At 75.1% G+C, this 11,120-nt stretch carries 11 protein-coding genes; 1 reads left to right on the top strand and 10 read right to left on the bottom strand.

The window, feature by feature from the left end; translation table 11 throughout:
* Positions 1-95 precede the first annotated feature (95 nt).
* The 7 genes from HGCM_RS07225 to HGCM_RS07195 form a co-directional block, all read right to left on the bottom strand.
* Positions 96-374: a HesB/IscA family protein gene (locus tag HGCM_RS07225; RefSeq protein ID WP_019136182.1), complete on the bottom strand. Its 279-nt coding sequence runs from the start codon at positions 372-374 to the stop codon at positions 96-98.
* 173 nt (positions 375-547) lie between these two features.
* Positions 548-2,434 carry a glycosyl hydrolase family 28-related protein gene (locus HGCM_RS07220; protein WP_246119440.1) on the bottom strand — a complete coding sequence of 629 codons (1,887 nt, stop codon included), beginning with the start codon at positions 2,432-2,434 and terminating at the stop codon, positions 548-550.
* A 378-nt stretch (positions 2,435-2,812) separates the two neighbouring features.
* Positions 2,813-3,016 (bottom strand): hypothetical protein, encoded by a 204-nt coding sequence (locus HGCM_RS20185; protein ID WP_019136180.1) that lies wholly within the window; start codon positions 3,014-3,016, stop codon positions 2,813-2,815.
* Between the two features lie 170 nt (positions 3,017-3,186).
* Positions 3,187-3,423, bottom strand: coding sequence for a hypothetical protein (locus HGCM_RS07210; RefSeq protein ID WP_019136179.1), 237 nt, complete (start codon positions 3,421-3,423; stop codon positions 3,187-3,189).
* 441 nt (positions 3,424-3,864) lie between these two features.
* On the bottom strand, positions 3,865-5,469 hold the full coding sequence (locus HGCM_RS07205) for a glycosyl hydrolase family 18 protein (protein ID WP_019136178.1): 1,605 nt from the start codon (positions 5,467-5,469) through the stop codon (positions 3,865-3,867).
* Positions 5,470-5,804: 335 nt separating this feature from the next.
* On the bottom strand, positions 5,805-6,983 hold the full coding sequence (locus HGCM_RS07200) for a winged helix DNA-binding domain-containing protein (protein WP_019136177.1): 1,179 nt from the start codon (positions 6,981-6,983) through the stop codon (positions 5,805-5,807).
* A 63-nt stretch (positions 6,984-7,046) separates the two neighbouring features.
* Positions 7,047-7,637 (bottom strand): 1-acyl-sn-glycerol-3-phosphate acyltransferase, encoded by a 591-nt coding sequence (locus HGCM_RS07195; protein ID WP_040399576.1) that lies wholly within the window; start codon positions 7,635-7,637, stop codon positions 7,047-7,049.
* Between the two features lie 127 nt (positions 7,638-7,764).
* On the opposite strand from HGCM_RS07195, the gene HGCM_RS07190 reads away from it, so the two are divergent.
* Positions 7,765-8,355 (top strand): isochorismatase family protein, encoded by a 591-nt coding sequence (locus tag HGCM_RS07190; RefSeq protein ID WP_019136175.1) that lies wholly within the window; start codon positions 7,765-7,767, stop codon positions 8,353-8,355.
* Between the two features lie 128 nt (positions 8,356-8,483).
* Here the strand turns inward: HGCM_RS07190 and HGCM_RS19370 are convergent, their stop codons facing one another.
* From HGCM_RS19370 to HGCM_RS07175, 3 genes are all read right to left on the bottom strand, one after another.
* On the bottom strand, positions 8,484-9,836 hold the full coding sequence (locus tag HGCM_RS19370; RefSeq protein ID WP_019136174.1) for a hypothetical protein: 1,353 nt from the start codon (positions 9,834-9,836) through the stop codon (positions 8,484-8,486).
* Positions 9,833-10,399 carry an RNA polymerase sigma factor gene (locus HGCM_RS07180; protein ID WP_019136173.1) on the bottom strand — a complete coding sequence of 189 codons (567 nt, stop codon included), beginning with the start codon at positions 10,397-10,399 and terminating at the stop codon, positions 9,833-9,835. The genes HGCM_RS19370 and HGCM_RS07180 overlap by 4 nt, the downstream gene beginning before the upstream one ends.
* A gap of 96 nt (positions 10,400-10,495) precedes the next feature.
* The gene (locus HGCM_RS07175) at positions 10,496-10,936 is read right to left on the bottom strand and encodes a hypothetical protein (protein WP_019136172.1); all 441 of its coding nucleotides are present in this window, start codon (positions 10,934-10,936) and stop codon (positions 10,496-10,498) included.
* Positions 10,937-11,120: the final 184 nt, after the last annotated feature.

Genomic DNA, 11,120 nt, shown 5'->3' with positions numbered 1-11,120 from the left:
CCGGGCGGCCGGCCCGGCGCCGCAGCCACGACGAAGGGCGCGGCCCGTGCGGACCGCGCCCTTCGCCCCAGGGGCCCCGTCCCGGGGCGCTCCCGTCAGGCCTGCGGGGACAGCGTGAAGCTCGACCCGGTCGGGGTCGGCTCGACGTCCAGGCACTGGCCCGCGAGCGCGAGCGACGAGCTCGCGTCGAGGTAGACCGTCGCGCCGTCGGCCGAGACGACGTCGTCGCCCGGGACGGCCTCGGGGACCATCGCGAGCCCGAACCCGCCCGACTCCTCGCCGGCGATGCGCAGACCCCCGGTGTCGTCGGGCAGGCCCGCCTGCTCGGTGAGCGTGCGGACGGCGCTGGTGGCGTTCTCGGTCAGGGTGAGCATGGGTGCTCCTCTCGTACCGGCCGGGTGCGCCCGGCCGCCGTCGAGGCGACCGGACGTCGTGCGGACGCCTCCACCGTGCGCAGGTCGCCGCGCGGGTCGCAACCCGCGTGACCGCTGGGTGAGACGGCGCGGCCCGGGACGCACCCCGGGCCGCGCCGCGAGCGCGGGTGCGCTCAGCCCACCGGCTGCTGCCACGGCGAGGGAGCCGGTGGCGCGACGACCGGGGGCGTGTCGTTGCAGGTGATGGTGTTCGGGGTGAACCGCGTGAGCCAGTTGTTCGTCGACGCGTCCCACGGGTTCCCGCTGGTCCCGTCGTTGCCGCCGAGGTCGACGAGCGTGAACTCCGAGCCGTGCTCCCAGTCCCAGTGGAACGCGCCGCAGTTGTTCACGCCGTACGACCCCAGGTTCCGGGCGTCGACGTTCTCGAACGTCGCCGACCCCATCGCCCGGGCGCTGATCGCGTTCGTCCCGGTGCCGTCGATCCGCACGTCCCGCAGGTGCACGTTCTCGATGGAGTACTGGTCCTTGACGCCCCACTCCGCCACGAGCATCACGGCGTTGTAGGTGCTGTCGAGGAAGTGGTCGCCGACGACCTGCACGTCGGCGTCGATCGAGCGCTCGAGCGCGTAGACCCACAGCGCCCCGGTCCCGATCTTCCAGTTCGGCTCGAGCGGGCCGCCGCGGACGGTCGTGTTGTCCCGCACGCTGATGGTGCCCACGAAGGGCGTCGCCCCGAACCGGGACCCGAGGTGCAGGGCGCTGCCCTCGCGCACCGGGTCGGCCACGACGTTGTTCGACACCGTGAGGTCGGTGCCGCCGTAGAGCGCGATGCCATTGGCCAGCGTCGGCACCTGGATGGTGTTCGAGTCGAACACGTTGCGTGCGTTCGGCACGTCCTGCGACCAGGACGCGAGCGCGTCGTCGCCGGTGTTCCGGAAGACGTTGTCCCGCACCACCGAGTCGGTGACGCCGCGGTGGAAGTTCAGCCCGTCGGCGATCTGGTCGACCACCACGTTGCGCTCCACCCGCAGGTTCGACATCGGCCCGTCGAACCACAGGCCGACCTTCGTGTTCTTGATGTACAGACCGCTGATCGACGAGTCGCTCATGGCGCCGCCGATGCCGTTGACCTGGTCGTCGTCGATCCGCTCGGCCACGTCGCCGACGATGGCGAAGTCGCGCAGGTGCACGTCGTGGCTGCCGCCCTGCGCCGCCGGCCTGCCGTAGAACCCGACGCCCGTGTGCGTCGAGCCGTCGGGCGCCGGCTCGCTGAGCGCGACCTCGCGACCCCGGAAGACGGTGTACCAGCTGCCGGCGCCGGCGATCGTCACGTCGTCGACGACGAGGTGCTCGCTCAGCCGGTAGGTGCCCGGGGGCACGTACACGGGCCGGTCGAGCTTCTTCGCGAGCGCGACGGCCTGGCGCAGCGGCCGCGCGGCGTCGCGACGGCCGGTGGGGTCCGCGCCGAGGAGCCAGGCGTTGACCGCGCCGCGCGGCGCGGCCTGGGGCGGGCCCACCTTCTCGAGGTCGACGAGGTCGATGACCGCCCACGGCAGGGCCGAGCGCCGCGGGAGCGTGAGGGTCACCGTGCCGCCCGCCCGGACGGTGCGTCCGAGCAGCACCCGCTGCTCCGCGTAGGCGTGCGACGGCCGGAAGGGGGTGTCGAAGACCGGGGCGGGGGTCGTCTGCGCGGGCACGCACCCGCACTCGGCGACCCACCAGTCGGGGTGCAGGAGCCCGGCGGTCGGGTCGTTGGTGAACGGGTACTGGTTGTACAGCCAGGAGTAGCGGGACGTCACGGGCACGCTGCGGGAGACCCCGGCGGCCGTGAGGTCGAGCGTGCCGCTCAGGCCGCCGCCGCGCGGGGCGTCCGGCAGCGCGTACCGGACGGTCAGTGCGTTCGCGTCGCGCGTCAGCGTGAACCGGACGTGCTCCCCGGGCTCCAGCTCGACGGCGGTGCGTCCCGACGCCTCCGAGGCGAACGTGAACGCGTCCCGGTCGGGGCCGACGAGCGCGCCGGTGTAGGCGGCGTTCTCCGCCTCCTGCTCGACGTACGCCACGTCGGCGCCGCGACCCAGGAGCAGGCTCGGGTCGATGCCGGCGACGGTCTCGACCCCGGGCCTCGGGGCGTCGCCGCGACCACGGGCGGGCGACGACGCGACCGCCGGCGCGGCGACGGCCGTGACGAGGACGGCGAGGGCGGTGATGGTCGAGACCCGTCGCGTCGCGGCGGCGGCGCCGCGGGGCGGTCGGGGCCGGGTGGCCCGGCCTGGGTGGTGGGGGCGGGGGTGCTCGTCACGGGGACGCCTCCTTGCGACTCCGGGACGGCGGGCGAGGGCGCCGCGCCGCATGGAGCACCCACGGTAGGGAGAGACAAACCGGACGACAAGAGTTCACCGGTGCCTGCAAGAAGTTACGTGACCGAGCGCAAAACAACGTTAGGCGGAGAGTCGCGCCAGCACGTGGTCCACGAGCTCGGCGAGCGGCCGCACCGAGTCGACCTGCACCGGAGTCGCCGCCCAGGGCGCGTAGGCGCGGCGGACGTCCTCGACCTGCGCCCAGGTCGGCTCCGGGAGCCCGACGAGCGGACGGCGTCGCGCCTCCAGCCGGCGGCGGTGCAGGGCGGCGTCCGAGCACCGCACCTCGACGAACGTGAGCGCGGCGCCCGTCCGGCGCGTCCGGGCGAGGCCCGGCTCGCCGTGCCGGGGCCCGGACGCACGAAGACCCCGGGTCGTCCTCCCGCTTGGTACGACCCGGGGCCGGCTTCGTGGAGCGCGGCGCGCTCGTGGCCGGGCGCCGCCCGGCAGGCTGGTCAGCGCGCGACGAGCCTCCCCGGCCCGGTGCCCGGCACGCCCGAGCCGTCGTGGCAGCACAGCGCCCGCCGGCGCTGCTGCACGGGGACGACGGGATCCGCGCCGACGACGGCGCCCGCCGCCCGGTCGGCTGCCGGCCGCACGGCGGCGGCACGCAGCACGCGGGTGCGGGCGGCGAGCGCGGCGAACGGGCTCACGAGCACCTGCTCCACGCTCACGGACTCCTCGGCTGGCACGGGGACGGCTCCTCCAGGGACGTCGACGGCGACTCACGGACCGCTCCAGCTGACACGAGTCAGCCCGGCGCTCCGGCCCCTCCCCGGCACGCACCGTAACCGGACAAGTCGGACACGGTCAACTCCGCCGCCGGAGCACGGGAGACGTCCCGCGGTCACGCGCGCACTCCGGCGCGCGTCGTGACTCGCCGGCCGCGGAAAAGGCGACGGAGATCTCGGCCGGCGCGTTCGAGGAATGCGCCGGAAATGACGCACGGAAGGGCGCGGCCGAGCGGACCGACGGCCCGGACAATGCACCGTCTCGCGGCGGTGCACGCCGGGCGTCGGCCCGCTCGTCCCGTCGGCTGACGCGGCTCCCGCCGCCGCCGTGGTGTGTGAGGCCCCGGGTCGTCCTCCCGCTGGTACGACCCGGGGCCCCGCCCGTGGGGGTCTCCGGTCAGGTCACCGGAGCCCGTTGGAGAGCGCGCTGATGAGCTCCCCGTTGCTGGTGTCGCCCGACAGCTCCCAGAAGAAGGCGCCGCCCAGGCCCTTGTTCTTCGCCCACGTCATCTTGGTGCCGATGGTCGCGGGGGTGTCGTAGCTCCACCACTGGTTGCCGCAGTAGGCGTACGCGGTGCCGCCGACCGTGCCGGTCGCCGGGCACTTCGTCTTGAGGACCTTGTAGTCCTCGATGCCCGCCTCGTACGTGCCCGGAGCCGCACCGGTGGCCGAGCCACCGGGGGCGGACTGGGTCACGCCCGTCCAGCCGCGGCCGTAGAAGCCGATGCCGAGCAGGATCTTCGAGGCCGGGACGCCCTTGCTGATGAGCTTGTTCACCGCGGCCTCGGAGTTGAAGCCGGCCTGCGGGATGCCCGAGTAGGACGTCAGCGGCGAGTGCGGTGCGGTCGGGCCCTGCGGGTTGAACGCGCCGAAGTAGTCGTACGTCATCGGCATGACCCAGTCGAGCTTCTGGATCGCGGTGGCGTAGTCCGTGACGTCGAGCTTCCCGCCGTTCGAGCCGTCGGCCGTGATGGCCGCCGTCACGAGGTTCTTGGAGCCGAACTTGTTCCGCAGCGCCGTGATGACGTTGTTGAACGCCTGCGGGCCGCTGCTGTCGCACGACAGGCCGCACGCGTTCGGGTACTCCCAGTCGACGTCGATGCCGTCGAACACGTCGGCCCAGCGCGGGTCCTCGACGAGGTTGTAGCAGGACTCGGCGAACGCGGCCGGGTTCTTCGCCGCCTCCGTGAAGCCGCCCGACCAGGTCCAGCCGCCGAACGACCAGATGACCTTGAGGCCGGGGTTCGCCGCCTTCAGCTTGCGCAGCTGGTTGAAGTTGCCGCGCAGCGGCTGGTCCCACGTGTCGGCGACGCCGTCGACGCTCTCCGCCGCGGTGAACGCCTTGTCGTAGTCCGCGTACGAGTCGCCGATGGTGCAGCGGCCGCCCGTGGTGTTGCCGAAGGCGTACAGGATGGTGTTGAGCTTCGAGGCCGAGCCGCTGGTCGCGATGTTCTTCGGCAGGTAGCCGCGGCCGTAGATGCCCCACTCGGTGAAGTAGCCGACGACGCGCTTGCCGGCCGGGTTGGTCGCCGTGGGCGTCGGCGTCGGCGTGACCGTCGGCGTCGGGGTGGTCGTCGGGGTCGTGGTCGGCGTCGTCGTCGGGGTGGACGTCGGGGTGCCGCCGCCGGCGCACGTGGCGCCGTTGACCGTACAGCCGGTCGGCGCCTTGAAGGCGCCGGAGGCAATGTAGCCCCAGGTCTGCGAGGCGCCGGGCGCGAACGGCCCGGCCCAGCTCTTCGACTTGGCGGTGTAGTGGTTGCCGTTGCGCGTGACGTCGGCGTCCCAGCTGCTCGAGATGGTCGTCCCCGCCGGGAGGTCGAACTCCAGGGTCCACGCGGCCGCGGAGCTGGTGCTGCCGTTGGTGACCGTGACGTTCACCTGGTGGCCGGTGCCCCAGTCGCCGGCGGAGGTGAAGGTCGCGGTGAACGTCCCGGCGGCCTTCGCGCTCGAGGGCATGAAGATCACCAGGCTGGCGACCAGGGCGCTCGCGAGGGCGAACGCGATCACGGCGACGCGTCGATCACGCCATCGTGCCGACGCGGTGGAGGTGGGTCCAGCAGTTCCCATGCGGTTGCTCTCCTTCGAGTGCTCGCTCGTCGGGCGAATATGTAAGGACTGCGTACTAATCCCCCCGGAATGACGCTAACCGCAAGTGAACGGCACGGTCAAGAGGAGTCGTGACGCCCATCACCACGCGCGAAACGATTCGACGGGCTCACCAGGGATAACGGGTCACATTTCTCGTGACAGACGAACGCCGTCATAACAACTCGTGACATCGATCGGGCGCGCGCGGGCGCCTCAGGACCGGCGCGGCGCGAGGGCGGGCGCGAGCCCGGGCGTCAGGAGCGCGCGGCGCGGAGCGTGGCGGTCAGCGAGGAGGGGAACCGAGGGACCACGGGCGTGCCGGCGAGCCACCGCGTGAGCTCCTCGGCGCGGGCGTCGATCGCCGCCCTGGCCTCCGCCCCGACGTCCTCGAGCAGCAGCACCTCGACCTCGCCGGACGGGGCGATGTCCCACCCGCCGACGATGCGCCCGTCCCACCAGGCCGTCGGCCCGGCGTTGCCCACGGAGTCGAACACCTGCGCCTTGTACGGGCCCACGTACCAGTCGCGCTCCGACCAGCCCATGACGGTGGGGTCCAGGGCCGGCAGGAGCGCCGCCCACGGCTCGACGGGCTCGACCGGCTCCGTGTCGTCGGGCAGCACCCAGCCCGTGCGGCCGTCGAGGTCGACCTCCACGGCGCCGAGGTCGGCGAGCGAGCGGCGCACCGCGGTGAGGGTCGAGCCCAGCCACCACCGCACGTCCGCCTCGGTGCCCGGGCCGAAGGTGCGCAGCCACCGCCGGACGAGCTCCGCCCGGGCGGCGTCCTCGTCCAGCGCGGGCTGCGGCCCGATCACCCGCTCGGTCGTCCCCCACAGGGGGCGCGAGGACGTCCACCGCCCCTCGTTCGCGACCCGCATCACCCGCCCCTCGGCGCTCAGCACCGTGAGCACCCGCCCCACGACCGCGAACCGCCCGGCGTACGCCTTGCCCTGGGAGTGCTCGACCGCCGCCTCGACGTGCGGCACGCGTGCCCGCAGCGCCGCGGCGCTGAGCGGGCCCTCGCGGTCGAGCTCGGCGAGCACCTCCGCCGACGCGCGGGCGAGCCACGCCTCGCCGTCGGCCGCCATCCCCTCGGCCTCGACCGTCTTCGCCAGCCGCGCGCGCTCGGTGCGCGCGACCCGCGCGCTCGCGCCGGCCAGCGCCACGGGCAGGTCCGCACGCGGGAAGACGAAGAGCGTGCGGCGCATGGCGAGCTGCTTGACCAGCGTCCGGTCGGTGTACATCGCCCGCTCCAAGTCGCCGACCTTGAAGCCGGCCACGCGCGCCCACGCCGACAGGAACAGCCCCGCCGGGTCGGTCGCGTGCAGGCAGACCATCGCGGCGGCCGCCGCCTCCACGTCGGGCGACGGCGGGCCGGCGAGCAGGTGGCGGCGGGCCAGGCGCGCCCGGCGCTGGGCGACGTCGATCGAGGTCACGCGACGATCCTGCCCGCCGGCACCGACACGGCGCAGCCCGGCGGGACGGGGACGCGCCGCGCCTCAGGCGGGCCGGTCGGTCGTCCCGGACTCGTCGCGCAGCCGCGGCTCGGTCCGCTTGTGCGGCCGCACGCCGGCCTTGTCGGCGTAGAACGCGCGGATGCGGTCCATGTCGCCCGCGACGTCGCCGGTGAGCTCCAGCGTCGGCCCGAGCCCCGTGGTCATCGTCGTCCGGTCGACGTAGCCGAGGGTGACCGGCAGGCCCGTCTCCCGCGCGATCCGGTAGAAGCCCGACTTCCACCCCGAGCCGGAGCGGGTCCCCTCGGGCGTCACGACGAGGTAGAACCGCTCCCCCGCCCGCACGCGGGCGACGAGGTCGGCGACGAGCCCGGACGGGTCGCGCCGGTCCACGGGGATGCCGCCGAGCGCCCGCATGAGCGGCCCGGCCGGCCCGCGGAAGAGCTCCCGCTTGCCGAGCCACCGGATCGGCAGGTCCGCCTCGCCGGCGATCCCGAGCATGAAGACGAAGTCCCAGTTGGAGGTGTGCGGCGCGCCGATGAGGATCCCGGCGCCGTCCTGCGGCACGCGCTCGGTGCGCAGCGTCCAGCGGCTGAGGGCCCAGAACGCGCGGGCCACCGTGCGGCGGGCGCTCACCGGTCGCACCGGGGCTCGAGGGGGCGGGCCGGCCGTCGCGTCGTCGCGTCCATCACCGGACCAGTCTCCCCTACGCGCCGCCCGCCGCCGACCTCCGCGCGGCCGGCGGACGAGGCACGATGGACCCATGAGCAGCGCGATCATCGTCGTCGACGTGCAGAACGACTTCTGCGAGGGCGGGGCGCTGGCGGTGGCCGGCGGCGCCGCCGTCGCCGGGCGCATCACCGAGCTCCTGGACGAGCGGGGCGACGCGTACGCCGTCGTCGTCGCGACCCAGGACTGGCACCGGCCGCCGCCGGACACGAACGCCGGGCACTTCGCCCTCGACGAGGAGCCCGACTACGTGACCACCTGGCCGGTGCACTGCGTGCAGGAGACCGCCGGGGCCGCGTACCACCCCGCGCTGCGGCTGCCCGGCGACACGGTGCACGTGGTCAAGGGGGACGGGCGGCAGGACTACTCCGGGTTCGAGGGCACGGCGCTCGCCGACTCCGGCCCGACGGCGCTGGCCGAGCTGCTGCGCGCCCGCGGCGTGACGCAGGTCGACGTCGTGGGCCTCGCCACCGACCACTGCGTGCGCGCCACGGCGCTGGACGCTCGCGGCGCCGGGTTCGACGTCCGTGTGCTCACCGACCTCACCGCCGCCGTGGCGGCGCCCACGACCGTCGCGGCGCTGACCGACCTGGCGCGCGCCGGGGTCGCGCTCGACCGGTCCTGACGCACGGCGACGGCCGGCCCGCCGCCGGGGTGCCCCTGCTCACCCCGCCGGTGGACCGGCCGTCCGGACCGTGCTGCCTCTGCTCCCCTGCTGCCCGGCCCCTCGTCGTGACGTGCGACGTCAGGACGTCACACGCACTCGAACACGACCTGCGCCATGTCCGACCGCAGCGCCACGAGCCGCTGCCCGTCCGGGCCGTCGACCGCGTAGACGCCGTGGCCGGCCAGGAACTCCTGCTCGCCGATGCCGTACGCGTCCGCGCCGGTCACCTCCGCGCCGCCGTCCGCGATCGTCCCGGACTGCTTCTCCTGGTGGTCGCGCACCTGCTTCGCGAACGTGAGGCCCGCACCCGTCGGCACGTACACCGTGGCGCCGTCCGACGTGGTGCCGCCGGGGGTCCACGCCGAGGCGTCGAGCGCGTCGACCAGGCCGAACACCGTCGCGCTGGTGCAGCGCGGCGCGCCGGGCGAGCGGGCCAGCACGTCGTCGTCGGGCGCCTTCACGCCGTCCGACCAGGTGATGTCCGCGAGGTCGCCGCCGGGCAGGTCCCGCTCGGACAGCACGCGCAGCGAGCCGAACGGCGACGCCACCGCGTACGCCACGTTCGTCGTGCCGAGAGCGCCCGGCGTGCGGATCTCGACGAGCGCCGAGGCGCCCAGCTCCGCGACGGCGCTCGTCTGGACCGAGGCCCCGACCATGGCCGCACCGTCGCCGTACACCGTCCCGAACGCCTCGTCGCGGGTGGCTGCCGTCGACGCGGTCCAGTCGCCGACCGTGATCCGCGAGGGCAGGGTCAGCGAGTCGTAGAACGTGTCCTCGTCCAGCTCGACGCCGTCCGGCACGCCGTACGTGTCGCCGCTCTGGCAGCGGTCGCCCGTGCGGGCGCTCGGGCACAGGATCATCCGGGCCCCGTCCGCGTCGACCTCGAACAGCAGGACGCTCGCCGCGAACGCCGGGTCGGCCGTGATGTCCGCCGACTGCCGGTCGCCCAGCACCACCGCGTAGATCGTCGCGTCGCCGCGCTGACCCACCGAGAGCACCGTGTTGAGCCCCGAGATCGAGCCCAGCAGCGCCGTGACGTCGGCCGGGGCCTGCTCCGGCGCGTGCCACGTCTCGCCGGTGCGCGGGTTCGCCAGGTGCGCCACCACGTCGGCGTCGTCCAGCCTCGCCGCCCGCTCCACCGGTCCGGCGGGCGCCGTCGGCGTCCGGTCGGGCGTCGGCTCGGCCGTGGGAGCCGGGCTCGTGACGGTCGGCGTCGGGGACGCCGGCGGCGTGGGCGCGCGGTCGCTGCCGAGCCACACCGCGGTGCCGACCACCCCGGCGGCCGCGACGCCGGCGACGGACTCCCCGACGTGCCGCACGACGCGACGGCGGTGCACCCGGCGCCGCACCTGGGCGAGCGCCGTGCCGCCCAGCGGGCCCGTCGAGCCCTCGATCTCTCCTGCGGCACGTGCCAGCAGGGCGTCCAGCTCCGAGCTCATCGTGCTCCTCCTTCCTGCGGCCGCAGCGGCACGGGGCGCACCGCGATGCGCTCGTCCGGGCCGTCCGGCGTGGTCGTCGTCCCCAGTGCGGCGCTCAGCCGCGCGATCCCGTCCGCCGTGTACCGCTTGACCGCGCCCTCGCTGAGGCCGAGCGTCACCGCGGTGTCGTGCACCGACATGTCGTCCATCTGCCGCAGGACCACGCACGCACGCTCCCGCGGGCTGAGCAGGGCGAGCGCCGCGACGACGTCCGCGCCGGGCCCCCGCGCCTCGACCTCCGGCGGCGGCACCGCGAGGCCCGCCGCGTGGTCCATCACCTTGCGCTGCCGCGCCCTGCGCCGGTGCTCGTCGACCGCACGCGACGCGATGGTCCGGCGCAGGTACGCCTCGGCCTGAGCGGCCGTGGTGAACCGTGCGCGTCCCGAGAACACCGTGATCAGCGCGTCCTGGACCAGGTCCTGCGCATCGGCACTCGATCCGGACACGAGCGTGGCGTGGGCGACGAGGCGCGGGTAGCGCTCGCGCACCACCTGCTCGAGCAGGCCCTCCCACCGTCCTGGCACTGCACTTCCCCTCGTTCGACCCGACCAACACCAGGACAACGCCTGCCGGTGCCCGCGGGGTTGGGGGCGCGGGTCGCGGGGCGCGCCCGGGCCGGGTCAGCCGGCGCCGGCCACCGCTCGCTCGGGCACCTCCGCGCCGTCGGGGGTCACGACGACGCGCTCGCCGAGCGGCCGGGCGAGGCGGACGGTGACGGGGACCTCCCGGATGTCCGCGGTGCAGGCGACGTCGCCTCCCGGCAGGCGCGCCGAGCCGGAGACCTCCACGCGGTCCGCGGTCTCCCGGACCGCGACGCGCTCGTCGTGCAGGCACCCGCCGGACTGCACCGTCACGACGAGCTCCTCGGCCGTCGCGCCCGCCGCCCAGCCCACCACCGGCGCCCCGACGACGCGCTCGGCCCCGGTCGCGAACCAGACCGCGAGCGCCGCGACGGACAGCACGAGCGCCGTGCCGATCGCGGTCGCCCACCACCGCGCCGGCCCGCCGCGCCGGGTCGGGGCCGCGTCACCGCCGGTGCCCTGCTGCCGCGCCTGCTGCACGTCCCCGCGCCCCTCTCGTCCACCGCTCGCCGACGCGCCCAGTGTGGCAGCCCTGTGCCGGGCCGGTGCGGGGCCCGGCCGCGCGGACGGCCGCGCCGGGTGCCAGGATCGGGCGGTGCCCGACGCGTCCCTCCCCTCCGGCTGGCGGCTGCGCTCGGTCGAGGTCGGCGGCCGGCCCGTGCAC

It is taken from the genome of Cellulomonas massiliensis JC225, assembly GCF_000312005.1.
Taxonomy (GTDB): Bacteria; Actinomycetota; Actinomycetes; order Actinomycetales; family Cellulomonadaceae; genus Cellulomonas; species Cellulomonas massiliensis.
The sequence above is the reverse complement of the archived record's forward strand: the minus strand, read 5'-3'. Positions and strand labels throughout refer to the sequence as shown.

Excerpts from the sequence above, each read along its gene's own strand:
- HGCM_RS19370 (WP_019136174.1), bottom strand. The coding sequence starts at position 9,836 with ATGAGCTCGGAGCTGGACGCCCTGCTGGCACGTGCCGCAGGAGAGATC.
- HGCM_RS07190 (WP_019136175.1), top strand. The coding sequence starts at position 7,765 with ATGAGCAGCGCGATCATCGTCGTCGACGTGCAGAACGACTTCTGCGAG.
- HGCM_RS07225 (WP_019136182.1), bottom strand. The coding sequence starts at position 374 with ATGCTCACCCTGACCGAGAACGCCACCAGCGCCGTCCGCACGCTCACC.